Here is a 24,452-nt window from a genome sequence, read left to right as displayed (position 1 = left end):
ACTATCTCAAAATAGAGAATAGTCTTTTTTATATATATTAAACTATTGTCCAGTTGGATTACTAGCTGGATTAGTAGCTCCACCGCTATTATCGGCAGGAGGAGTAGTATTTCCACCACCATTACTAGGAGGAGGAGTTGCAGTTCCGCCGCCATTATTAGGAGGAGTTGTAGTATTTCCGCCACCATTATCGGCAGGAGGAGTAGTATTTCCGCCACCATTATCAGCAGGAGGAGTAGTATTTCCACCGCCATTATCAGTAGGAGGAGTAGTATTTCCACCGCCATTATCAGCAGGAGGAGTAGTATTATTATCTACAGTACCTTCATTATTTTGGTTTTCAGGAGGTGTAGTAGATTCTTCATGTTTTGGCTTTACAGCATTGGCTCTAGAAGTATATTTAGTTGGAGATGTTCCATCTATAAATGCTGCTTTAACACCAGATGAAGATCTTCCACCATCTATTAAGTTAATTTTAGCAAAGTATACTTTATCAGGAACTTTGAAATCAACTTTCTTTAAGTTTTCATGAATTTGTCTCATAACTATAGACCAAAGTTTTGCTGCCGAACCACTTCCACCTTCAACACTTTCACGAGGTATAAATTCTCCTGTAGTAGGATTTTTTCTACCTGCATCATCACCTATATAAGTTGCACCAACGTAGTATGGAGTGTAACCAACAAACCAAGCATCTAAGGCTTTATTAGTTGTTCCTGTTTTACCAGCAACAGGCATTCCACCAGGTATAGCAGCTTTACCACCGATACCTTCAGTTATAACTGCCTTTAGCATATCAGTAATTACGTAAGCAACATCAGGATCAACAACTTTGTGTTGTTCAGGAGTATTTTTAACTATTAATTGTCCATCATAACTTGTTATAGTTGTAAATATAGTTGGCTCTATATAAACACCGCCATTAGCTAAAGTTCCATAAGCAGAAGCCATTTCAAGAGGTGATATACCATGAGTCATACCTCCAAGTGTTAATGCTGGGAATCTTCTATCATTACTTTCTGCATTTGCAGTATTACTATCAACTAAAGTTGTTATACCAAAATTCTTTAAGTAATCCATCATTATATCAACACAGTCTTTATAAGAATCACCTAAAAGTTCAGCAGTTCTTATAGCTATAGTATTTGATGAGTAAGCTAAAGCTTTACGTAAACTCATGATATCTTTACCAGGAGTAGTCGTATTTGGATTCCACTTATTATTTTCCTTAAACTTATAAGGTGTAAGATTTGCAGTAGTATCACTTAATGCAGTAGCTTGAGTTAATTTAAGTGTATCTATAGCAGGTGTATAAACTGATAATGGCTTTATAGTTGAACCTGGTTGTTGAGGAGTAGTAGCTCTATTTAGAGTTTTTCTTCCTGTTATATGTCTACCACCAACTAAAGCTTTTATTTCACCAGTTTTATAATCTAATATAACCATAGATGATTGAGGTTGCGTCATTCCATTGCTATGACGGCTACCAGGGAAGTTATTATCATTATCATATTCTTTTTCTAATATTTTTTGCATTTTAGGGTCTATAGTAGTGTGTATCTTTAAACCACCATTATAGAACATATTATATGCTTCGTCTTTAGTATTACCTTGTGCTACTAAAGCATCTATAACTTTATATTCTATTAAATCCTCAACTGAAGAAGAAACACTTTCTTTAGGCTTAGGTAGTTTTATATTTATTTCCTCAGCCACAGCCTCATTGTATTCTGATTGTGTTATAGCTCCAGTTTGTAGCATTTTACCTAAAACAATATTACGTCTTTCTTTAGCCTTAGGATTAGGTACAGCTTTTCTAACAACCATAGTACCAGCTTTTAATTGCTTGTAAGTATCATCGTTAGGAATAAGTCCCCAAGAATTTAACTTTTCAACCATATCTAATTCCATTGGAGTAGGATCATCAAGAGTATCATCAGGAGTATTTATGAAAAATAGTAATCTATTTGCAACATCATCCTTAGTTTCATTACCTTCCAGCTTAGCAGTAATATAAGCTGAATATCTTGACGGGTTTTGAGTAGAACCTGCAAGTAATGCTGACTCACCAAGAGTAAGTTGCGATGCTTTTTTATCAAAATATCCTCTAGCACCAGCCTCAGCACCAGCTAGACCCTTACCAACGAAGAAGTTATTTAAGTAAAGTTCTAATATCTCATCTTTACTTAAGACTTTACTCATTTCATGAGCATAGTATATATCCTTTATTTTACGAGGAAGGCTTTGTTCAGTAGATGTTAGTAACATTTTTGATACCTGCATAGGTATTGTACTACCACCTTGCTTATCTCCAGTAAGAGTTTTTACTACAGATCTTAGCAATCCTCTTATATCTACTCCACCATGTTCATAAAAACGCTCATCTTCTATAGCTACTATTGCTTTAGGAAGATATTTACCCATATCTTTTAGAGGTACAGGTTGCTTTTTATTTACACTAGGGGCATTAGAAAGTAGATCATTATTAGCGTAGTATATACGCGTTGTTTGATAAGTCTTTTCTTCTAGAAGCGCTTTTGATATTGGTTCAGCATTTCTTAATGAAGCAAAGACTACACCAGTTCCAACGGCTACTCCAGCAACTAATAAAACTAAACAAACTACCAAAATAGACCTGAGAGTCTTAAACTTATCTTTTTTCTTTTTTGGTTTAGTTTTTTTATTTGAGCTATTAGTAGATGAACCACGAGAAGTAGATGAACTACGAGTGGTAGATGAACTACGAGTAGCTGTTGAAGAAGAAGAACTTGATTTCTTTCTTCTTATTTTATTTCTATTTTCATTATTATCATTATTCATTAAGTTAACCTCCTTACTTAATGCAATATTATACCATATATATATGAAATTTTCTAATTACAGAATAAAATAGTCATAATTTATATATACTAAAAATCTGCAAAATACTTCCAAAACAAACATGTTATTAATTATATAATTTAAAAAATTATTATAACTTTAATAATAATTATTTTTATCTAATAATATAAAAAATATGTGATACTTTGTTTGCATAAAATATTATGGGGGTGATATTTTGAATAAAAATAGATATGATTTTAAAAATAGCTTTATTAAAAAACCACTAATAATATTTTTAATTATATCTATATTATCTATATTAATAGGAAGCTTTATATATGTAGATAAAAATTTAAGACCAACAATAACAGTTCTTGCAGAAACAAAAGCAATAGAACTGGCAAACAGATCTATAAATAAAGCTGTTGGAGACATTGTAAAAGATAAGATTAATTATTCAGATTTAATGAATACAAATATGGATTCTCAGGGAAAAATAACTATGATTCAAGCCAACACTATAATGATGAATCAAATAGCTTCAGATGTTGCTTTAGAAATTCAAGAAGAATTAAAAAAGGTAAAATCAACAACTGCATACATACCTATAGGAACAGCTCTTAAAAGTCCCATACTTGCTAAATACGGTCCTCAAATTAAGGTATCTATTGAACCAATAGGAACAGTATCAGTAGATTTTGAAACTAAATTTGAATCATCTGGTATAAATCAAACTAGACATACAATATATCTTCAAGTTAAGACACAAGTAAGAGTAGTAATACCACTTACAACATCAACTAAAGAAGTTAAAGCTAAAGTACCTATATGTGAAACTATAATAGTAGGAGATGTACCAAATAGCTTTATTAATTTACCAGAAAAAGGTTTACTAAATGTATCTCCTTAAATATAAAGATAAGCCAGGATTAACCTGGCTTATCTTTATATTAATTTTCATTCATCCACTTTATATAAACTGCATATCCAAGAGCAGGATTGTTTTCAATAGCATGTGATACAGCTCCGATAATTTTATCACCCTGAACAATAGGAGCTCCACTCATACCTTGAACAATACCACCTGTAAGAGCTAATAAATCTTTATCTACTACTTTTATTTTAAAAGTTTTAGCTTTAGGAGAATGTTGAAGTTGTATATCAACTATTTGTATATCAAATGCATCTTTTGTATAAGAACCAGTTTGTAAGATTATTTGAGCTTTTCCTAGTTTAACCTCATCCAAAGAAGCAACTTTATAAGGTTTTAACAAAGAATCTTTAAATGTAGCTATTTCACCTTTTATACCAAAATCTGAATTATGGGTAAACTCACCAATAACATCTTTTCTTACAGCATTGATGCAACCAACATGACCTCTACATGACTTGTCGATAGTTAAATCTTTTGTAGTATATATATTACCATTTTTGATAGGAACTTTTCTTGCCAATCCAATACTTATAGGATGGCCGACAGCTCCAAATCTATTTGTTTTAGGATTTATATAAGTTAGTGTAGCAAATCCACTTATATAGTTGTTACAATTTACCTTTTCTAATTCATTTTTAGTAGTTTTAAATGAAAAAGTATTTTCACCTCTTTTTACAAGAACAGCTACATCATCTTTAGTAGATAAATTAGACAATAAATCTGTAAAATCCTTGTAACTATTAACCTGAGTTCCATTAACCTTTAAAATTGAATCTCCCACACAAAATGAAGAACCTTCAATAAAATTTTTAACAACTAAATTTTCTAATTCAGCGTCTATTTGGATTAGATTTCCCATAGGAATTAGGTAATCTTCATCTTTTTGGATAGAATGTGAATAAATTAAATTAGTTGAGAGAAAATATAATAAAAATGATACACATAAGATAAATTTTAACTTTGATAAACTTTTATTTTTTAAATCTAAAAATTTATACATAAAACACCTTCTTTCTGCCTATACTTGATTGATTTTGGTGCCTTAATAATATATTGCACACTAATTTTCTTTTAATCCTTGTAAAATAGAAGCAATATAGTTTTAGATTACATAAATAAATAATTAATCAATAACCTAGAAAAAAATACTTTTTAAAATATAAATACATAATCAAATATCAAAATAAAAATAAAAAGTATTCATTTATAGTTCATAATATAGGGTATTTTAAAAATAAAATAAAAAATAATTACAGTTAAAGTATTTACATAAAAAATATTCACAAAAAAATAAAAACACTTATACAAAAATTGTTAAGTGTTTTTTCTTTTTACTTTTTTATAAACTTTCCTTTTATAAGATTTATTTCTAATTTTTTTAGTAGGTATATTAGTTATAGCAACATCTGGAATAGGAGATGGAACTGGTTCTGAGTCATCCTCTGAAAAGCATGCTTCAACTGATGAAATTAAAGCAAGTTCATCAGACAGTACTGCAAAAAAAGAAGCTAAGATACTCAAATCTTGAGTATCAAACTCCTCTGCAAGGGCAATGGATATAGTTGAAGCTAACACTATATAATCAACATAACCAAATTTACATAGTCTAGGCTTATTTTTATCATTACACTTATCATTCATTTTTATAACCACCTCCTATAAAAGGTCATATAAATATATATGAGTTTAATAAAAAAATAAAACCATAATATAAAAGTATAAAAAATTTCAAAAAGTAAAATATGTAATATTTAACTAAAAATGAATATAAGAGTACATTTAATGTAAAAATATATAAAGATATTAGTTTTAATATAAATTGAAATTTAGGAAGGTGTATGTAGTTGAAAAAATATAGAATATTAGTATTATCTATAATGACGATAGCAATTATAATAATATTTACTTCAAACCCAATGAGCAATTTAAATAAAGGGACAGGTTTAATAGGTAACATCATAAAACAAAATGAACAATCTAATGATGAAAAAGAAGCAAAAGATAATAAAGTTAATGACAATAGTACAAAAGAAAAGAATAAAGCTGATCAAAAGGAAATATTAATATGCATAGATCCAGGCCATCAAGAAAAAGGAGATAGAAGACCAGAACAGGTAGCTCCTGGCTCAGGTCAAACAAAGGCAAGAGTATCATCTGGTGCAACGGGTGTTTCAACAAAAAAACCAGAATACATATTAAATTTAGAAGCATCCATGGTTTTAAAGCATATATTAGAGGGTAAAGGATACAATATAGTGATGACTAGAGAATCTCATAATGTTAATATAAGTAATGCAGAAAGAGCTCAGTTAGCAAATGATAAAAATGCAAAAATGGTAATTAGAATTCATGCAGATAGTATAAGTAATCCATCAAAAACAGGAGCGTCGATTTTAATACCAGCTAAGGATGGTAAATATACAACTTCAATATACGAAGAAAGTAGTAAGTGCGCAAATTTAGTACAGGAAAAGATGAAAAATGATGGTATAAATATAAATGGTATATTTGAAAGAAATGATTTGACAGGATTTAATTGGTCTAAGGTACCAGTAATTTTAATAGAAATGGGATTCTTAAGTAATCATAGTGAAGATCAGATGATGTCAAATCCAGAATATCAAAGAAAGCTTATGCAAAGTGTAGCTGACGGGGTGGAAGAGTATTTTTTGACTAATTAGATTAGGTGAGGACAATGAAAAAAAAAATAGAAGGTGTTTATGCCAAAGCATTAACAAATACTTTTAAGTTTGTAAATCCAATAAAAAAAAGTATAATAAAAACAACTTGTGAAGTACATTTATTTATAAATGAAAATTCACTAGAAATATTAAAAAAAGAAGGAAATTATGAAATATATAATTTTTTTAAGGAATATGTAAATGATATAGAAAGAGGTCTTGTATGGGCTGATCAAGACTTTAAATCATACCACCATTTTTATAATCCAAAGGAAGGTAAAGGTAAGTATGGGTATGAAGATAATGCTCTAACAGTAGCTATAGGATATTACGATAAAGCGAAGAAATATTTTAAGGCAGGTAATTACACAAGAAGTATGTTTTTCTTTGGAGCAGCGTGTCATATAATACAAGATTTGACAATACCACAACATGCTAAAGGAAGGCTTTTAGATAATCATAGACAGTTTGAAGTGTATGTAAAAAATAACTATAAGAAAATAAAGCGATTTAAAGCACATGAAGAGCCTATTTTATTAAATAGTATAAAAGAATATGCTGATTATAATTCAATGTATGCCTTAAATGTTGACTATATGTATAAAAATGTCACTGACTTAAATACAAAATTTTATTTGATAGCAGTAAAAAGTATAAATATAGCTCAACGAACTACTGCAGGATGTATGGTAATGTTTTTTGAAGATGTAATGCATTTAAACTAATAAAGAAGAGAATGTTCTAGTATGAATTTTCATAAAAGAGCATTCTTTTTTTATAGATGCTAAAGGTTTGCTATTTACTTGATTTAACTTTAAAAAGAATATATTATATTATAGAATGTAAAGATAAAATAACAAAAGAGGTGTGAAAATGCTAGTAGTAGAAAATGTAAGTCATGGTTTCGGAGCGAGGACTATACTAGAGAATGTTTCATTCAGATTAAGAAAAGGTGAACATATAGCTTTAGTAGGAGCCAATGGAGAAGGAAAATCAACATTTTTAAATATAATAACTAAAAAACTTATGCCAGACGCAGGTAATATAAAGTGGTCATCTAGAGTAAGTGTAGGTTACTTAGACCAGCATACAGTACTTGAAAAAGGTAAAACTATAAGAGATATATTAAGAGATGCCTTTAAGCCTATGTTTGATTTAGAGCAAGAAATGTTAGCTATGTATGATAAAATGGGAGAAGCTAATGACGATGAAATGTCAAAGCTTATGGAAGAAACAGCTGAGATTCAAACAATATTAGAAAATAGTGGATTCTATATGATAGATGCAAAAATTCAAGAGGTAGCAAATGGTTTAGGTCTTGGAGAAATAGGGTTAGATAGAGATGTTACTGATTTAAGTGGTGGGCAAAGAACAAAAGTACTTTTAACTAAATTATTACTTGAAAATCCAACTATATTAATACTAGACGAGCCTACAAACTACCTAGATGAAGAACATATAGTATGGTTAACAAGATATCTACAAGAATATGAAAATAGTTTTGTATTAGTTTCTCACGACATACCATTTATAAATAATACATGTAATGTTATATATCATATGGAAAATGGAGAATTAAATAGATACAAAGGTAACTATGATGAGTTTATGAGACTTCATGAAATTAAAAAGCGTCAAGAAGAACAAGCTTATGATAGACAAGTTGAGGAAAGAAAGAAATTAGAAGACTTTATAGCTAGAAATAAGGCGAGAGTTGCAACTCGTGGAATGGCTAATAGTAGACAAAAACAATTAGATAAAATGGAAATATTAGAAAGACCAAAGGAAAAGATAAAGCCTACATTTGGATTTAAAGAAGCAAGAACTCCAAGTAGATTTATATTTGAAACAAAGGACTTAGTATTAGGATATAATGAACCATTAACAAAGCCATTAAACTTTACACTAGAGAGAAATCAAAAAATAGCTTTAAAAGGTATGAATGGTATAGGGAAGTCTACACTTCTTAAAACATTACTTGGTATAATAAAACCATTTGATGGTGAAGTTAAGTTAGGAGATTACTTAGAAGTTGGATATTTTGAACAAGAAAGCTCAAGAGAAAACACAGCTACTCCAATGGATGAAGTATGGGCGGAATTCCCAGGCCTTACAAACTTTGAAGTAAGACAAAATCTTGCTAAATGTGGTCTTACTAATGAACATATAACTAGCCAAATGAGAGTTTTAAGTGGAGGAGAAGCAGCTAAAGTTAGATTATGTAAAATAATGTTAAAAGATATAAACTTATTAGTTCTTGACGAACCTACAAACCACTTAGACGTAGAAGCTAAAGATGAATTAAAGAAAGCTATAAGAGAATTTAAAGGAACTGTATTATTAGTATGCCATGAGCCAGAGTTTTATAGTGATATAGTTGATGATGTATGGAATATAGAGGACTTTACAACTAAAATAGTATAATTATGTATTTAAGAGAATAGAGTATTTTATAAGACTAAGGGGTATGATTAATGAAAAAGATTATAAATATAATATTTTCGTTGTGCTTTAGCATATTAATAATAACTGGTGTAATAAAATTTACAGTAGGTTTTAAGCCTTTATACTACTATGATGTAGATAAGCTTAATATAGTAGAATTAACTAATATGTCTAAGGAAGACATAAAGTTAAATTATGACTATTTAATAGAGTATATTACAAGTAAAAAAGAAAATGATTTTGAAATGCCTACTCTAACTTCTTCAAAAGAAGGTAAAATACATTTTGAAGAAGTTAGAGAAATATATCAAAATGTTAATAAAATATTTAATGTATGTCTTATAATTTCTGTATTAGGAATTGTTTATAACATAAGAAATAAAAATATAAGATTTTTAAATTTAACATCAATATTATTAATAATTATGCCAGTTGCGTTGGTTATACCTATAGTCATAGATTTTGATAGCAGCTTTGTTGTATTTCATAAGCTATTATTTGACAATGACTATTGGATATTTGATCCAATATTAGATCCTGTTATAAAAATTTTGCCAGCAGAATTTTTTATGAATTCAGGTTTGATGATACTAGGTTTTATATTAGCATCTAGTATAATTATTCAGGGTATATATAGACTTTTAAAAAGAAAGAGAGAGCAATAGTATTATGCTCTCTCTTTAGTATATTACTCTTTTTCACTAGCTACTTTAATAATATCTTGAAATTTACTCATAATATAGTCATAGTTATTTTTATTATGAGGAAGTAGACACTGAGAACAATCTTTTATACCTTTATCTGTATATCTAAAATTTCCACCACAGTTTTTTCCTAGAGCGTATAAAGGACAGTAGCAAAATAAGCAATTAAATTCCTCGGGTTTATTAGTTTTATGACAAGGAAAATACTCGCAATTTTTATGGTTAAAAAACTTATAATTTTCACTCATGAGACTAACCTCCTAATTAATTAAACTAAGATAATTATACTAAATATTTCTATTAGTGGTATAATAAAAACATTAAAATCTTTGGAAAATCAGTAAGATAATGAGGTGTTATAATGGAACATATAGAAGAAAAAAAACAAGAAAGAGCCTTGCTTGTAGGACTTAATATAACTTCTACAGCAAAAAGAACAGATGATATAGATATAAATGAATCAATGGAGGAATTAAAAGAACTTGCAAAAGCTGCAGGAGCGGAAGTTGTAGGAAGTTTAATTCAAAATAGGCAATCAAGAGATTCTGCATTTTATGTAGGAAAAGGCAAAGTAGAAGAAATAAAGGCATACTGTGAATCTTTAGATGCTACAATGGTAATATTTAATGATGAATTATCAGGTGCTCATATAAGAAATATAGAAGAAATAGTAGGCATAAAAATAATAGATAGAACTACTTTAATACTTGATATATTTGCACAAAGGGCATTAAGTAAAGAAGGTAAACTTCAAGTTGAACTAGCTCAGTTAAACTACAGACTTCCAAGATTATATGGAATGGGTGGCCAAATGAGTAGAACTGGTGCAGGTATAGGTACTAGAGGACCAGGTGAACAAAAGTTAGAAATAGATAAGAGAAATATACTTAACAAAGCAGCTGACATAAGACGTGAACTTAGAGAAGTTAAAAAAATAAGAGAAACTCAAAGAGTACAACGTATAAAATCAAATATACCTATAGTTGCACTTGTGGGTTACACTAATGCAGGAAAATCAACATTATTAAATGAATTAATAAAAACACATAAAGATTATGAAGCTGAAAAAGAAGTATTTGCAAAAGATATGCTGTTTGCTACTTTAGATGTAACTTTAAGAAAAGCAGTACTTCCAAGCAAAAAAGAATTTTTAGCAGTAGATACAGTTGGATTTGTAAGTAAACTTCCACATGATTTAGTAGAGGCATTTAAAGCAACTTTAGAAGAAGTTCAATATGCTGATTTAATACTTCATGTAGTAGACGCTACAAACTCAAATTATGAAATACAAATGAAAACAACTGAAAAAGTTCTTAAGGAATTAGGAGCAGATAATAAAAATACAATACTTGTATATAACAAAATAGACAGATTAGACCTAGATATATACCCTAAAAACAGAGATGATGTAGTATATATATCTGCTAAAAAAGGTGTGAACATGGATAAGTTATTAGAACTTATAGAAAATGCCCTAAGTGAAGCTACATATCAAGTTAAGCTTTTATTACCTTATGAAAGAGGAGATATATTTAGTAAACTTAAAAATAAATATAATGTAGAAAATTTTGAATATGTAGAAAATGGAATAACAGTTGATGTTAATTTGTTAGAAGAGGATTATAATATATATAAGGAGTATATATTAGAAAAGTAGGTAATAATATGAATATAAGTTGGGACAATATAGGCAACTTAGAGGACCATTATATAACTTATCTTCTATACAAAGAATCTAAAACAGTTTCTCAAATCAGTAAAATAAGAAATATATCAGTTACAGAGGTAAATGACCAATTAATAAAGGCAAAGCTAGAAATAAAATCAATGTTAAAAGAAAAAATTGAGTTATCAAAAGACATAATAGACAAATTTTTAGGGAAAAACAAAAATGACAGATTAGATTTTATAAGTAGCCTAAGTGAAGAAAATTTAATAGACTTTAAAAGAAAGCTATACAAAAGAATACTGACAGAAAAAAATGCAGAAGACTTAATGATATTGATTTGGACAACAGGAGAGCTAAAGGATGATAGGTTCCTAAAATTACTACATCCTCTTACAAGTCATAGACATTCGGACGTAAGAAGGATAACATATTCAGCCCTTAGGAAGATAGAATCACCTAAAAGTAGAGAGTACTTACAAAGGGGATTATATGATACCAATCCTCAAACTAGACAATACTGTGCAAAAGCACTTGCTAAAATTGGAAATGAAAATAGCTTAAAGATGTTAAAACAACTAAAAAGCAAAAAACAATTTGAGAAAGACTACGTATTAAGAGCATATGAAGACGCTATTTATAATTTAGAAAATATAGATAAATAACTTAACATAAAGGAAAAATATTTTACATATAATTAACAAATTAGTTATTTATCTATAAGACATTAAAAACCTAACATTAGAAAATCTAATAAAAACTTTGAAACATTACTTTTTAAGCAAAATATCTAAAAATTTATTACATGCTATAGAAAGTTAAATAGGAGGGGTTTTAAATGATAGTAAGACATTGTGCTGGTGGAGTAGTATTTTATGCAAATAAGGTTCTTTTGATAAAAAACGATAGAGGAGAATGGACACTTCCAAAAGGTAAAATATTTAATGGTGAACTAAAAACAGAAAGTGCAATATTAAGTGTAAAGCAAGAAACAGGTGTAGAAGGAAAAGTTTTAGGGGTAGCCGGAGATAGTATGTATGAATTTTTCTCTAGAAGCAGACAACAACAAGTATGCAACTCAGTTACTTGGTATATAATGGAAACATCAGATACTAGTTGTGTATTAAATAAAGAATTATTAGATGGTGGATTCTTTAAGGTAAAGGATGCTATAGAACAACTAACACATAAAAAGGAAAAATCATTAGTAGAAATATCTTATAAAAAGTACAAAGAATTAAAAAAAGAAGTAGTTGAAACTAGTGCAAGTATATAATATATATTAAATATAAATAAGAGAAAGGGTTTAGCCCTTTCTTTTTTGATTTATAATAGCTTATTCGATATAATATATTATAAAAAGTATAAAATAAAGTTAGTAAATTAAGAACTAATATTTAGATAGATGGAGGCTTTTATGAGTACATACAAAACATTGCATGAATTTGGAATGGATGAAGTTATAATAGAAAAATCAACTTTTATAGGGTATGCAAAGCCTATAAAAACAGAAGAAGAAGCAGTAGAATTTATAAACGAAATAAAGAAAAAGCATAAGGATGCAACTCACAATGTGTGGGCATATACAGTGGGAAAAAGTATGAACATACAAAGATATAGTGATGATGGAGAGCCGCAAGGAACAGCAGGAATACCAAGCTTAGAAGTTATAAAAAAAGAAGATTTAAGGGATGTGGTAGTTGTTGTTACTAGATACTTTGGAGGAGTTAAGCTAGGTGCAGGAGGACTTGTTAGAGCATATACTAAAGGTGCTAAGATAGGCCTTGAAGCTGGTAAAATTATAGATAAGGTTATGTATAAAGAGGTTAGAATAAAGATAGATTACAATCAACTTGGAAAAATACAAAATGAGATAATGAACATGGGGTATTTTGTAAAAGATACTATTTATGAAGATAGTGTTGAGATGATAGTTTATTCAAGACTTAATGAGGTTGATGCACTTACATCAAGAATGACAGACATAACTAGTGCTACGGCAGATATAACATTAGGTGAGGAATTTTATTTATCAGAAAAAGATGGTCAAATAATAATTTAGTATATATTAAATTGCCATATAAAAAAACTAGTTTTAATCTAGGTTTATTCACTAATTCTACATTTTAAAAATCTTATAATATAAGAGGTTATTATAACTTTAGCTTATTGTACATCGGTTGTTTTTTTAATTGGAGAATCTAAAATAAATCCATAAATAATTTTAGTGATATTCTTATAAAACAAATAGAGTAAGTATTTTGACTTACTCTATTTTTATATACTAGAGTATTAATATGTAAACTTTTTATTGATATTTAATTATTATGAGCATAAAGAAAGATGTAATACATTAATTATAGAATTTTTACCTTGATTAAAATATTGACCAAAATTTTAATTTGTAACTTAAGGGAATTAAATTTTCTATTCACTAAGTTATATTTAAATGCATATTATAGATAAAAATGATTTTTAGGAGGGAATATGATAAACGATCAAAAGTATGCTATTTTATCTCTTGAATTACATCTATTTTTTGCAAGGATAATGAAAGAGCACTCTATTTTTTTAGCGGCCGGATTTACACCTAAAAACTCAGACCTTGCTAATGAGGCAGAACATTACAAAAGGGAATTTGAAAAATTACTATCATTTGCAGTGAGTGCTAGTAATGGAATAATTAGACCTAATGTCTTACAATCTGGAGAAATTATTACTAACTATACATTAGGTACAGAAGGAAAGACACAAAATTTAACAGGAATAGAAATAGACCAAAATATAACTAGATCAGAATCAAGGCTACGTAGTGGAAATAATCCTAATGTTAGCGCTAATTTAGTAAATTATGTAGGTCAACTTAATGACAATGCAAAGAGATTACTTAAGGGACTTATTGGTTTTAAGGAAAGATTATTAGATGGAGTATTATCTTGTAACTTGTTTACAGTTAACTACCCATTACTTATTGAACATATACTTCGTGAGGCAAAATTATATCTTTCATTAGTGGAAGATCTTGATAATAGAGTTGATATTGATTCTAAAGATGCTAGAGAAACAGAGTTATTCTGGGATCAAATAATGATGGAACATGCACTATTTATAAGGGGACTACTTGATCCTTCTGAAAATAACTTAATTGAAACTGCAGATGAATTTGCAGATGATTTTGAGGATTTAATAGAAGATGCAAAAAATATGATGAATGCAACGATAAATAGTATTACAAATAAAACATTAAATCAAACTATTCAACTTAGAAACTTCAAACAAGCAGGAACAGAGGGGATTGCAAGTTGTAAAATAAGATCTATAATACTTCCACTTCTTGGAGATCATGTATTAAGAGAAGCTAATCATTATATAAGATTATTACAATCTTATCAAAACATGTAAATAAAAAAATGAGTTCTATTTATTAGAACTCATTTTTTTATTTTCTTAAAACTACATTTACAAGATTTAGGAGGGCATTTTATACCTTTGTAAATCTCTAAACATCCTATGGATAAAAGGAATACTCCAAATATTTTTCTAAGTAGTTCTGATGAAAGGTGGTTAGCTACTAGAGAACCAATAACAGCACCAATAACACCGAAGGTTGCAATTGGAATTATAAGTTTTAAAATAGTGTTTTTATTTTTTATATGAACCATTAATGCAAATATTGTCATTGGAATTGAAGAAAGTAAGTTTATGCTTTGAGCTATCTTTGGATCAATATTTAGGAATAAGATTAGGGCTGGTATTAAAATAGTTCCGCCGCCCATACCCATTCCACCTATTATGCCACCTAAAAATCCTATCAAATACAGCAATCTAAAACACCATCCTTAAAGATGCAATAATCATAATAAGCCCAAATGAAATCCGTAAAAAACGCCCAGTTACTTTACATAAAAGCTTAGCACCTAATATTCCACCAATAACACTTCCTACAGCCACTTTAAATGTAAGTTCAAGATCATAGGTACCATTAGAAATATATACAACAGAGCTTGCACTTGTAAGAAAAACTATTATCGCCAATGCAGTAGCATGGGACTTGTGTTCTTCAACCTTTAATATGTTGTTTAATATAGGAACTAATAAAGTACCTCCTCCAGATCCAAATACCCCATTTATAAACCCTGTTATAAGACCTATTAATGTATTTTTAATATTAAAATTAAAATGTTTATTTTTCATTATAATCACCTTTTAAAGATAGCTTTTACAGAAATGCTAAATTATATTTATGTAATATATAATAATTAAGAGAAAATAATTTTGAATTTTAATTTATATATATGGTTATACTATGATTAAACGAGCTTAAATACCTTCAATTAGAAGGAGAAATTCAGAAAATCATCTGAAAATATATTTATGTAGGAGAGTTCAATTATGAAAGCAGTAGTAGATAAAGATACATGTATATCATGTGGCCTATGTCCAACTATATGTCCAGAAGTATTTTCAATGGACGATGATGGAAAAGCAGTAGCAATAAGTGGCGAAGTTCCAGAAGGTGAACAAGATGCATCTAAAGAAGCTGAAGAAAGCTGTCCAGTTGATGCAATAAGCGTAGACTAATTTAAAATAAAAAATCCATCTATTTTTAGATAGCTATTTAAGTAATTAATTAGTTCTAAATAGATGGATTTTTTTTATTTATAAACATATGATATAATGAAAATATACAAAATATGTAAAGTGTGGATAGGAGATAAATATGAAAGATATAAAGTTAAAGATAGACAAAACTGTAGAGTGGTTAAGGGAAAAAGTTAAGGAAGCTAATAGTAAAGGCTTAATTGTTGGAGTATCTGGTGGGATAGATTCAGCTGTAGTAGCTTACCTTATAAAAAAAGCATTTCCTGAAAATTCTATGGGTGTAATAATGAGCATAAAAAGCAATCCAAATGATAGAGAAGATGCCCTTAAAGTTATAAATGGATGTGGTATAGAATTTCTTGACTTAGATTTAACACAGCCGCAAGATTTAATATTAAGTACAGTAATAAATTCTCTTAAAGAAAAGAATTTATATAAAGAAGATTATTTAAAAATGACAGATGCAAATTTAAGAGCGAGAGTTAGAATGAGTACTGTATATACAGTGGCAAACAATTTAGGATACTTAGTAGTAGGAACAGATAATGCGGCGGAAATACATACAGGTTACTTCACAAAATATGGAGATGGAGGAGTAGATTTAGTGCCGTTATCAAACCTTACTAAAAAAGAAGTATACGAGTGGGCAAAAGTATTAGGCGTACATAAAGATGTAATAAATAAGGCACCATCAGCAGGTCTTTGGGAAGGACAAACTGATGAAAATGAAATGGGTACGACTTATGATATGATAGATGCAGTAGTGGAAGGAAGGTTAGATGAAGTTCCACAAAAAGATAAGGAAATAATCGACAGACTTCACAGAGTGAGTGAGCATAAAAGACACACGCCAGCAGGTCCTCCTAAGTTCTAATTTACTAATTTAAATATATATGCTAAAATTTACGAGTAATAATAAATTTATGAGAATTTATTAAATGATTAGAAATATATATATATTTCTAAATAATATAAAATTAATCATACGTAGTAAGGAGTGAAAGTATGGGACGTATAGGAAACATAATAAATAGAAAAGGTAAGCAAGATGCCAAAAGAGCAAAGATATTCACTAAGCATGCTAGAGCAATAGCTGTTGCAGCTAAAGAAGGTGGAGGAGATCCAGAATACAATGCTACTTTAAAAACTGCTATAGAAAAAGCTAAAGCTGATAATATGCCAAACGACAACATAGATAGAGCTATAGCTAAAGGAGCAGGCGGTGGAGCTAACGAGAACTATGAGACTATAGTTTATGAAGGATACGGACCAGGTGGAGTTGCTGTTATAGTTGAAGCTTTAACAGACAACAAAAACAGAACTGCTGGTAACGTAAGATATTATTTTGATAAAAACGGTGGAAACTTAGGAACTAGCGGATGTGTATCATTTATGTTCGATAAAAAAGGACAAATGTTAATAGAAGCCACTGATGAAGTTTCAGAAGAAGAATTAATGGATGCTGCTCTAGAAGCTGGTGCAGAAGACTTCATAACAGAAGAAGATGGATTTGAAGTAATAACAGCTCCAGAAGACTTTACAGCTGTAAGAGATGAGTTACAAGCTAAGGGATATGAATTTATATCTGCTGAGGTAAAATTAATACCTCAAACTACAACAGTATTAACTGATGAAGAACAATTAAAGTTCATGGAAAAATTAGTTGATATGTTAGAAGAAGATGATGATGTTCAATCTATAGCTCATAACTGGGAAATCGAAGAATAATCTATAAAGATAAGAGCCTAGGCCAAAATATTTGGTCTAGGTTTTTTATGTATTTATTTGCATTTAAAACTAGAACAATATGTTTCAGATAACTCATTTGGTCTAGGCGTTTTAGAAGTAACAGCTATATTATTAAGTGCACATATGACACCTGCATTATGAGTACATGTTTTAACATTACATCCTATAAATGAACATGGATGATCATTATTAGAACTAGATAAGTTATCACTAGACTCTACAAAGGAACTACAACAAGTATGAGTGCTTGTATGAGATTTTTTGCCATTAACAGCAATTTTATTTGCATAACACATTCCGCTATCATTATGTGAACAATTTATTACATTACAGTTTACACTAGACATAAAATTAACCTCCTAATAAATTAATAAATCTATTAGGAGTATTTCCAAGAATAAGGAAAATATATCATTATTTAACAATAAAAATAAATATATTAGTTATCGTGCATAAATAATTGATCAAAATATTGAGTATCCATAAGTGCTTTTGCAACCAATGTTGATGATGATGGATAACTTTTTATAGGTGGCCAGATAACAAATAATTCTTTTTCAAAATCATATATAGTATATTTTTCTCCACGTGTCATGATATCAGAAACTTTAGCAGCTAAGCTTTTCATCTTTAAAAAATCATCTAAGGTAAGGTCATAAAATATAGATGCCTTATGTTGTGGTTGTTTTAAAAGTAAAATATTTTGCTTAAATTCTATAAAATCAAGTCTATCGGAAATTTCTTTAACGTATGAACTCACATAAATACCCCCCTTATAAATAAATTTAATAATGATATATATAATATGTATAAAAAACAATTAATGGGACAAAAATTCAAATATAAATAATTACTAAAAATTACCTAAATATAAAAGATTTTATATCTATAACAATAAATTATGTAGAAGGAGGTATTTTAATGTTTGAAAGAAGAGACCCATTTAATTGGAAAATACCAGTTATGATAATAGCAGGAGTGGTTGCTTTAACAGGTGGTATTTATATAGGAGTAAAAACTAATAGTGCAGATGCTCAAAAAGTGAATGCTAAAGAAGAAATAAAAAAAGAACAAAAGGTTAAAGAAGTATTTGGTTTGAGTAAGGATTGTGAAATATGGGTTCATACGAAAAATGAAGATGGTAGCGAATCAGATAAGACTCCTATGATGGTAGGAACAGTAGATAAATCATTAGTAGAAATGAATGAGAAAGAAATAAGAGAATATTTAAAAAATAAATATCCAGAAAGAGAAGTAGAAAAAATAAGTAAATATGAGATAGTTTTATCAGAAATTCAAACACATAAAGATGCATCTAGAAGCAATAAGTATGCTTTAGAAGCAGATGATGATCTTATAGGACTTTATAAATATGATGATGATGGAAATCGAGAATTAGTAGAGGATACTCAAATACATATAAATTCACTTCCAAAATCAGTACAAGAAGAAATTCAAAAGGGAGTGGTCGTAGATTCACAGGAAGAAGCTTACTCAAGACTTGAAAACTTCGGAAGTTAATGAAATAACCACAACGTAGTGTATATGTTGTGGTTATTTTTGTAACGTAAATAAAACTTATGCTATAATGTATAAGAACATAAGTTTTATTTGAGTTACAAAGATTAATGGGAGGAAGTTTTATTTGATAATACTAGGCATAGACCCAGGAATAGCAATAGTTGGGTTTGGAATAATAGAGTATAAAAATTCGAAATTTAGAGTAATAGATTATGGAGCAGTTACAACTCCTGCAGGAATGGATACATTAAAAAGATTAGAACTTGTTTATAAAGGAATTGATTTAATAATAAAAAAATACAATGTAGATGAAGTTGGAATAGAGGAATTGTTCTTTAATAAAAATGTTAAGACGGCTATAAGTGTAGCACAAGCTAGAGGAGTAACCATGCTTGCTTGTTCACACAATAATAAGCCTGTATATGAATATACACCTCTTCAGGTTAAACAAGGTGTAGTAGGATATGGAAGGGCACAAAAGGCACAGGTTCAGCAAATGGTAACTTCATTTTTAAACCTAAAAGCAGTACCAAAGCCAGATGACGTAGCAGATGCTTTAGCAGTTGCAATATGTCATGCTCATGCCAATAGATTGGAAAAAACATTAAAAAATATAGGGGGTAAGTATGTATAGTTATATAAAAGGAACAATAGAAGAAATATATTTAGACCATATAGTAATAGATAATAATAATATAGGATATAAAATAAATGCATCATCAAACACTATAAAAGATTTAGAAATAGGAAGTATGGCAAAGATATATACAAAACTTATAGTAAGAGAAGATGATATGAGTCTTTGTGGATTTTCAACAAAAGAAGAAATGCATATGTTTGAATTATTAACATCTGTATCAAAAATAGGTCCTAAAGTTGGACTTGGTATATTATCTTTTGCAACACCAGGACAATTAGGAGCCTATATATTAAGTGAAGATATAGCAAAAATGTCTAAAGCACCAGGTGTAGGTAAAAAGACAGCTGAAAGAATAATACTTGAGTTAAAAGATAAAGTAGATAAAAATAATATAGAATTTGAGCCAACTCTACTTACGCAAGCTCCAGTTGCTATATCAAAAGACGAAGCAGTAGATGCATTACTTGCTCTTGGGTACTCAAGTGCTGAGGCAAAGGAAGCAGTAGATAAATGTAAAAAAGACGGACTTAATACAGAAGACATAATAAAGAAATCACTAACATATCTAATGAGTAAGGCATTAAGATAAATTTATAAAATATGATATATTAGTTGAAAATTGAATCAATGAAAATTGAATCAATTAGGATATTTAATATTGTATATTTACAAGGCTTTATATTAAATACTAAAAATTAAGTTGATTGAAGGAATTTAACTTAAATAAATTGTTTAAAGACAATAAAATGTAAGGGGGTAGGATTATGTACGATTTTGAAGATGAAAACAGAATAATTACATCTACCATGAAAAATGAAGATGTAGATATAGAAAATAGCTTAAGACCAAAATCTCTAGATGATTATTTAGGTCAAGAAAAAGCTAAAGAACAGTTAAAAATATTTATAGAGGCTGCAAAGTCTAGAAATGAACAATTAGACCATGTACTATTATATGGACCTCCAGGATTAGGTAAGACAACTTTATCAAGTATAATAGCTAATGAAATGGGTGTTAATCTAAGAATAACATCAGGTCCTGCAATAGAAAGAGCAGGGGATTTAGCTGCAATACTAACTAACTTAAATGAAAATGACGTATTATTCATAGATGAAATACATCGTATAAATAGAAGTGTAGAAGAAGTATTATATCCTGCAATGGAAGATTTTTGTTTGGATATAATAATTGGAAAAGGTCCATCAGCTAGAAGTATAAGACTAGACCTTCCAAAATTTACACTAATAGGAGCTACAACTAGAGCTGGTATGCTTACAAATCCACTAAGAGATAGATTCGGAGTTATATCAAAACTAGATTATTACACTGTTGATGAATTAGCAAAAATAGTCATAAGATCAGCTGAAATATTAGGAGCTACTATAGAGGAAGGTGGTGCAATAGAAATAGCAAGACGTTCTAGAGGAACACCAAGAATAGCAAATAGACTTTTAAAAAGAGTAAGAGACTATGCACAAGTAAGAGCAGATGGAGATATAACTAACGAAGTTGCAGATAAGGCACTAGAACTTTTAGGCGTAGATAGTTTAGGTCTTGATTATGTAGACGAAAAGTTACTTATGACAATAATTGAAAAGTTTAAGGGTGGACCTGTAGGGCTAGATACATTAGCTGCATCAATAGGAGAAGATAGAAATACTATAGAAGATGTATATGAACCTTATTTATTACAATTAGGATTTTTAAATAGAGGGCCAAGGGGAAGGGTGGCAATGCCACTTGCCTATGAGCACCTAAAAATTCCTTACCCTACTAAATAAAGCTATTAAAAATAAAAACTAGGCTTTGTTTTAAAAAGAAATCTAGGGTAAAATAGAAAAGTAAAATAAAGACGAAATAAAAAATCATTAATTTATAGAGTTATAATAATGGCTAGGAATATGAATATAGAAAAAATATGATATTTTTGTTATTATGATAATTATATAAATTTTATGGAAAGGACGTTTAAATTGAAGACAAGTGATTTTTACTTTGACCTACCAGAAGAATTAATAGCGCAAGTACCTATAAAGGATAGATCAAGCTCAAAGCTTATGGTCTTAGATAGAGAAAGCGGAGAAATTGAGCATAAGATATTTAAAGATGTAATAAATTATTTAAATCCAGGAGATTGCTTAGTTCTTAACAATACTAGAGTTATACCAGCTAGATTGATAGGAGAAAAACTTGATACTGGAGGAAAAATAGAATTTCTTTTACTTAAAAGAACAGAAGAGGATACTTGGCAAGCTCTAGTTAAGCCAGGTAAAAGAGCTAAGGTAGGAGCTAAATTCTCTTTTGGAAATGGAAAGCTAATAGGAGAAGTAGTGGGACTTGCTGAAGAGGGTTCTAGAATAATAAAGTTTTATTATGAAGGGATATTTGAAGAAGTTTTAGATGAACTAGGAAATATGCCACTTCCTCCATATATAACAGAAAGATTAGAAGAAAGAGAAAGATATCAAACTGTATATTCAAAACACAATGGTTCAGCGGCAGCACCAACAGCAGGGTTACACTTTACACAAGAGCTACTTAGTGCGATAAAAGCAAAAGGTGTAGATATAGCATTTGTTACTCTTCATGTTGGCCTTGGAACTTTTAGACCAGTAAAAGTAGAAGATGTATTAAATCATGAGATGCACTCTGAGTTTTATATGGTAGATAAAGAGGCAGCTGACAAAATAAATAAAGCAAAAGCTAATGGAAAGAAAGTTATATGTGTTGGAACTACTAGCTGTAGAACTTTAGAGTCTACAAGTAGTGAAGATGGAGTTGTACAAGAGTCTAGTGGATGGACTAATATATTTATATACCCAGGATATAAGTTTAAGGTAGTAGATAGACTTATAACTAACTTCCACTTACCAGAGTCAACTTTAATAATGTTAGTAAGTGCTTTATGTGGAAAAGACAAAACATTAAATGCATATAATGTTGCAGTTGAAGAAAAATATAGATTCTTTAGTTTCGGAGATGCCATGATTATAAAATAGGGGGAATTTGATGAAAAATATAGATAAAAATAATTTATCTTTAAGAATAGCCTATGTTTTTGAATCAATTTTAGCAATGGTGGTTCTACTTGCTGTATTTTTAGGAACTATAGACGTTTTAAGAGTAATATGGACAGCCTATATAGTAGATTTTCATACACCGGTTGATTATGGTCAACTAAATGATATATTAGGACAGATTTTACTTTTAGTTATAGGGGTAGAGCTTGTAGTAATGTTATCACTTCATATTCCAGGTGCTCTTTTAGAGGTATTACTATATGCAATAGCTAGAAAAATGCTATTACTTCCAAAGAGTGAAGGGATGACAGAAGTATTATTAGGTGTTATAGCAATAGCAGGATTGTTTATTATTAGAAAATACTTAATAGCTAAGGATAACAGTACTATGAATATAACCAGTATTCACTATGAAGACTGTGAAGAAGGTCAAGAATGTGAAGAATGCGAAGCTTGTAGAGAAAGAATGAAGCAACACAACGTATAAAATGAATAGATAGTAAGGAGACAAAATTATGAGTGCAATAAGATATGAGCTTATAAAAACATGTAAGCAAAGTGGAGCTAGATTAGGAAGACTTCACACTCCACATGGAGTTATAGAAACACCTATATTTATGCCTGTTGGAACTCAAGCAACAGTAAAATCAATGACTCCAGAAGAGTTAAAAGAAATAGGATCTCAAATAATATTAAGTAACACATATCACTTATATATGAGACCAGGACATGAGTTAGTTAAGGAAGCTGGTGGGCTTCATAAGTTTATGAACTGGGATAAGCCAATACTTACAGATAGTGGAGGATTCCAAGTATTTAGTTTAGGGCCACTTAGAAAGATAACAGAAGAAGGTGTACATTTTAGATCTCATATAGATGGATCTAAACACTTTATAAGTCCTGAAAAAGCTATGGAAATACAAAATGCTCTAGGTTCAGATATAATGATGGCCTTTGATGAATGTGCTCCATATCCAGCGGATAGAGAGTATGTTAAAAACTCTTTAGAAAGAACTACAAGATGGTTAAAAAGATGTAAAGAAGCTCATAAAAACACTGAAAAACAAGCATTATTTGGTATAATTCAAGGTGGAATGTACAAAGATTTAAGAGAGCAATCTGCTAAAGAAATATTAGAATTAGATTTACCAGGATATGCAGTAGGTGGTCTAAGTGTTGGAGAGCCTAAAGAATTAATGTATGAAGTATTAGATTATACAGTACCTCTAATGCCAGAAGATAAGCCAAGATATCTAATGGGTGTTGGAAGTCCTGACGACTTATTAGAAGGTGTTATAAGAGGAATAGATATGTTTGACTGTGTTTTACCTACTCGTATAGCTAGAAACGGTACAGCTATGACTAGTGTTGGTAAAATAGTAGTTAGAAACGCAAAATATGCAAAAGACTTTACTCCATTAGATCCAAATTGTGATTGTTACTGCTGTAAGAATTATACTAGAGCATATATAAGACATCTTGTTAAGGCTAATGAAATATTAGCAGCAAGACTAATAACGACTCACAACTTACACTTCCTATTAAACTTAATGAAGCAAGTAAGACAAGCTATAATGGAAGATAGACTATTAGACTTTAAAGAAGAGTTCTTTAAGCAATACGGATACAAATTATAGAAATTGTACTATGAAATAAAGTATTTTTAA

The 24,452-nt window shown here is 29.5% G+C and carries 28 protein-coding genes; 20 read left to right on the top strand and 8 right to left on the bottom strand.

Translation table 11 applies throughout. The annotated features are described in order from the left end of the window. Positions 1 to 42: 42 nt before the first annotated feature. The gene (locus ABHC41_RS07500) at positions 43 to 2,820 is read right to left on the bottom strand and encodes a transglycosylase domain-containing protein (RefSeq protein WP_271893665.1); all 2,778 of its coding nucleotides are present in this window, start codon (positions 2,818 to 2,820) and stop codon (positions 43 to 45) included. A 238-nt stretch (positions 2,821 to 3,058) separates the two neighbouring features. On the opposite strand from ABHC41_RS07500, the gene yunB reads away from it, so the two are divergent. Next, complete coding sequence (yunB, locus tag ABHC41_RS07495) at positions 3,059 to 3,733, top strand: sporulation protein YunB (RefSeq protein ID WP_207733579.1); 675 nt, start codon at positions 3,059 to 3,061, stop codon at positions 3,731 to 3,733. Between the two features lie 40 nt (positions 3,734 to 3,773). Here yunB and ABHC41_RS07490 read toward each other — a convergent pair whose 3' ends face one another. Both ABHC41_RS07490 and ABHC41_RS07485 read right to left on the bottom strand, forming a co-directional pair. Next, positions 3,774 to 4,757 carry a SpoIVB peptidase S55 domain-containing protein gene (locus ABHC41_RS07490; RefSeq protein ID WP_092923684.1) on the bottom strand — a complete coding sequence of 328 codons (984 nt, stop codon included), beginning with the start codon at positions 4,755 to 4,757 and terminating at the stop codon, positions 3,774 to 3,776. Positions 4,758 to 5,071: 314 nt separating this feature from the next. Beyond that, the gene (locus ABHC41_RS07485; RefSeq protein ID WP_092923687.1) at positions 5,072 to 5,398 is read right to left on the bottom strand and encodes a hypothetical protein; all 327 of its coding nucleotides are present in this window, start codon (positions 5,396 to 5,398) and stop codon (positions 5,072 to 5,074) included. 203 nt (positions 5,399 to 5,601) lie between these two features. Between ABHC41_RS07485 and ABHC41_RS07480 the strand changes: the two genes are divergently transcribed. From ABHC41_RS07480 to ABHC41_RS07465, 4 genes are all read left to right on the top strand, one after another. Next, the gene (locus tag ABHC41_RS07480; protein ID WP_092923690.1) at positions 5,602 to 6,438 is read left to right on the top strand and encodes an N-acetylmuramoyl-L-alanine amidase; all 837 of its coding nucleotides are present in this window, start codon (positions 5,602 to 5,604) and stop codon (positions 6,436 to 6,438) included. Between the two features lie 14 nt (positions 6,439 to 6,452). After that, positions 6,453 to 7,163, top strand: coding sequence for a zinc dependent phospholipase C family protein (locus ABHC41_RS07475; protein ID WP_092923693.1), 711 nt, complete (start codon positions 6,453 to 6,455; stop codon positions 7,161 to 7,163). Between the two features lie 142 nt (positions 7,164 to 7,305). Continuing rightward, positions 7,306 to 8,862: an ABC-F family ATP-binding cassette domain-containing protein gene (locus ABHC41_RS07470; protein ID WP_334292229.1), complete on the top strand. Its 1,557-nt coding sequence runs from the start codon at positions 7,306 to 7,308 to the stop codon at positions 8,860 to 8,862. A gap of 50 nt (positions 8,863 to 8,912) precedes the next feature. Continuing rightward, on the top strand, positions 8,913 to 9,548 hold the full coding sequence (locus tag ABHC41_RS07465) for a TIGR01906 family membrane protein (protein WP_092923699.1): 636 nt from the start codon (positions 8,913 to 8,915) through the stop codon (positions 9,546 to 9,548). Between the two features lie 23 nt (positions 9,549 to 9,571). Here ABHC41_RS07465 and ABHC41_RS07460 read toward each other — a convergent pair whose 3' ends face one another. Then, positions 9,572 to 9,835: a cysteine-rich small domain-containing protein gene (locus ABHC41_RS07460; protein ID WP_092923702.1), complete on the bottom strand. Its 264-nt coding sequence runs from the start codon at positions 9,833 to 9,835 to the stop codon at positions 9,572 to 9,574. Between the two features lie 113 nt (positions 9,836 to 9,948). Between ABHC41_RS07460 and hflX the strand changes: the two genes are divergently transcribed. The 5 genes from hflX (at position 9,949) to ABHC41_RS07435 (ending at position 14,655) form a co-directional block, all read left to right on the top strand. Continuing rightward, a complete protein-coding gene (gene hflX, locus ABHC41_RS07455; protein WP_092923704.1) occupies positions 9,949 to 11,244 on the top strand; it encodes a GTPase HflX in 1,296 nt (431 codons plus the stop codon). A gap of 8 nt (positions 11,245 to 11,252) precedes the next feature. Further along, entirely contained in the window at positions 11,253 to 11,918 is a 666-nt protein-coding gene (locus ABHC41_RS07450) for a HEAT repeat domain-containing protein (protein ID WP_166505993.1), read from the top strand. Positions 11,919 to 12,091: 173 nt separating this feature from the next. Then, positions 12,092 to 12,529: an NUDIX hydrolase gene (locus ABHC41_RS07445; RefSeq protein ID WP_092923710.1), complete on the top strand. Its 438-nt coding sequence runs from the start codon at positions 12,092 to 12,094 to the stop codon at positions 12,527 to 12,529. Positions 12,530 to 12,670: 141 nt separating this feature from the next. Further along, positions 12,671 to 13,315 (top strand): YigZ family protein, encoded by a 645-nt coding sequence (locus ABHC41_RS07440; RefSeq protein ID WP_166505992.1) that lies wholly within the window; start codon positions 12,671 to 12,673, stop codon positions 13,313 to 13,315. 425 nt (positions 13,316 to 13,740) lie between these two features. Continuing rightward, a complete protein-coding gene (locus ABHC41_RS07435; protein WP_240275538.1) occupies positions 13,741 to 14,655 on the top strand; it encodes a DUF2935 domain-containing protein in 915 nt (304 codons plus the stop codon). Between the two features lie 29 nt (positions 14,656 to 14,684). Here the strand turns inward: ABHC41_RS07435 and ABHC41_RS07430 are convergent, their stop codons facing one another. Together ABHC41_RS07430 and ABHC41_RS07425 are read right to left on the bottom strand one after the other, a co-directional pair. Then, positions 14,685 to 15,077: a sulfite exporter TauE/SafE family protein gene (locus ABHC41_RS07430; RefSeq protein ID WP_166505991.1), complete on the bottom strand. Its 393-nt coding sequence runs from the start codon at positions 15,075 to 15,077 to the stop codon at positions 14,685 to 14,687. Position 15,078: 1 nt separating this feature from the next. Continuing rightward, positions 15,079 to 15,447 carry a sulfite exporter TauE/SafE family protein gene (locus tag ABHC41_RS07425; protein WP_195238293.1) on the bottom strand — a complete coding sequence of 123 codons (369 nt, stop codon included), beginning with the start codon at positions 15,445 to 15,447 and terminating at the stop codon, positions 15,079 to 15,081. 198 nt (positions 15,448 to 15,645) lie between these two features. Between ABHC41_RS07425 and ABHC41_RS07420 the strand changes: the two genes are divergently transcribed. From ABHC41_RS07420 to ABHC41_RS07410, 3 genes are all read left to right on the top strand, one after another. Beyond that, positions 15,646 to 15,834 (top strand): ferredoxin, encoded by a 189-nt coding sequence (locus tag ABHC41_RS07420; protein ID WP_092923725.1) that lies wholly within the window; start codon positions 15,646 to 15,648, stop codon positions 15,832 to 15,834. A 139-nt stretch (positions 15,835 to 15,973) separates the two neighbouring features. After that, positions 15,974 to 16,729 (top strand): NAD(+) synthase, encoded by a 756-nt coding sequence (gene nadE, locus ABHC41_RS07415; protein WP_166505989.1) that lies wholly within the window; start codon positions 15,974 to 15,976, stop codon positions 16,727 to 16,729. Positions 16,730 to 16,860: 131 nt separating this feature from the next. Beyond that, complete coding sequence (locus ABHC41_RS07410; protein ID WP_092923731.1) at positions 16,861 to 17,583, top strand: YebC/PmpR family DNA-binding transcriptional regulator; 723 nt, start codon at positions 16,861 to 16,863, stop codon at positions 17,581 to 17,583. Between the two features lie 53 nt (positions 17,584 to 17,636). On the opposite strand, the gene ABHC41_RS07405 is transcribed toward ABHC41_RS07410, so the two are convergent. Then, on the bottom strand, positions 17,637 to 17,951 hold the full coding sequence (locus tag ABHC41_RS07405; protein ID WP_092923734.1) for a DUF1540 domain-containing protein: 315 nt from the start codon (positions 17,949 to 17,951) through the stop codon (positions 17,637 to 17,639). A gap of 92 nt (positions 17,952 to 18,043) precedes the next feature. Continuing rightward, positions 18,044 to 18,364 carry a hypothetical protein gene (locus ABHC41_RS07400; RefSeq protein WP_271893673.1) on the bottom strand — a complete coding sequence of 107 codons (321 nt, stop codon included), beginning with the start codon at positions 18,362 to 18,364 and terminating at the stop codon, positions 18,044 to 18,046. A 161-nt stretch (positions 18,365 to 18,525) separates the two neighbouring features. On the opposite strand from ABHC41_RS07400, the gene ABHC41_RS07395 reads away from it, so the two are divergent. The 7 genes from ABHC41_RS07395 to tgt all read left to right on the top strand — a co-directional run bounded on the left by ABHC41_RS07395 (position 18,526) and on the right by tgt (position 24,422). Further along, positions 18,526 to 19,125, top strand: a complete 600-nt coding sequence (locus ABHC41_RS07395; RefSeq protein WP_195238290.1) for a hypothetical protein — start codon at positions 18,526 to 18,528, stop codon at positions 19,123 to 19,125. 124 nt (positions 19,126 to 19,249) lie between these two features. After that, positions 19,250 to 19,759: a crossover junction endodeoxyribonuclease RuvC gene (ruvC, locus tag ABHC41_RS07390; protein ID WP_240294389.1), complete on the top strand. Its 510-nt coding sequence runs from the start codon at positions 19,250 to 19,252 to the stop codon at positions 19,757 to 19,759. After that, positions 19,752 to 20,354, top strand: coding sequence for a Holliday junction branch migration protein RuvA (gene ruvA, locus ABHC41_RS07385; protein ID WP_092923746.1), 603 nt, complete (start codon positions 19,752 to 19,754; stop codon positions 20,352 to 20,354). The genes ruvC and ruvA overlap by 8 nt, the downstream gene beginning before the upstream one ends. A gap of 175 nt (positions 20,355 to 20,529) precedes the next feature. After that, a complete protein-coding gene (gene ruvB / locus ABHC41_RS07380) occupies positions 20,530 to 21,546 on the top strand; it encodes a Holliday junction branch migration DNA helicase RuvB (RefSeq protein WP_092923749.1) in 1,017 nt (338 codons plus the stop codon). A gap of 192 nt (positions 21,547 to 21,738) precedes the next feature. Then, positions 21,739 to 22,764 carry a tRNA preQ1(34) S-adenosylmethionine ribosyltransferase-isomerase QueA gene (queA, locus tag ABHC41_RS07375; protein WP_271893676.1) on the top strand — a complete coding sequence of 342 codons (1,026 nt, stop codon included), beginning with the start codon at positions 21,739 to 21,741 and terminating at the stop codon, positions 22,762 to 22,764. A 10-nt stretch (positions 22,765 to 22,774) separates the two neighbouring features. Further along, entirely contained in the window at positions 22,775 to 23,272 is a 498-nt protein-coding gene (locus ABHC41_RS07370; RefSeq protein WP_092923755.1) for a phosphate-starvation-inducible PsiE family protein, read from the top strand. Positions 23,273 to 23,300: 28 nt separating this feature from the next. Continuing rightward, positions 23,301 to 24,422: a tRNA guanosine(34) transglycosylase Tgt gene (tgt, locus tag ABHC41_RS07365; protein WP_092923758.1), complete on the top strand. Its 1,122-nt coding sequence runs from the start codon at positions 23,301 to 23,303 to the stop codon at positions 24,420 to 24,422. The last annotated feature ends 30 nt before the right edge of the window (positions 24,423 to 24,452 follow it).

Source organism: Romboutsia sp. 1001216sp1, assembly GCF_039841805.1.
Taxonomy (GTDB): domain Bacteria; phylum Bacillota; class Clostridia; order Peptostreptococcales; family Peptostreptococcaceae; genus Romboutsia_C; species Romboutsia_C hominis.
Note: the sequence above shows the minus strand (reverse complement) of the source record. Positions and strands in the feature narration are given on the sequence as shown.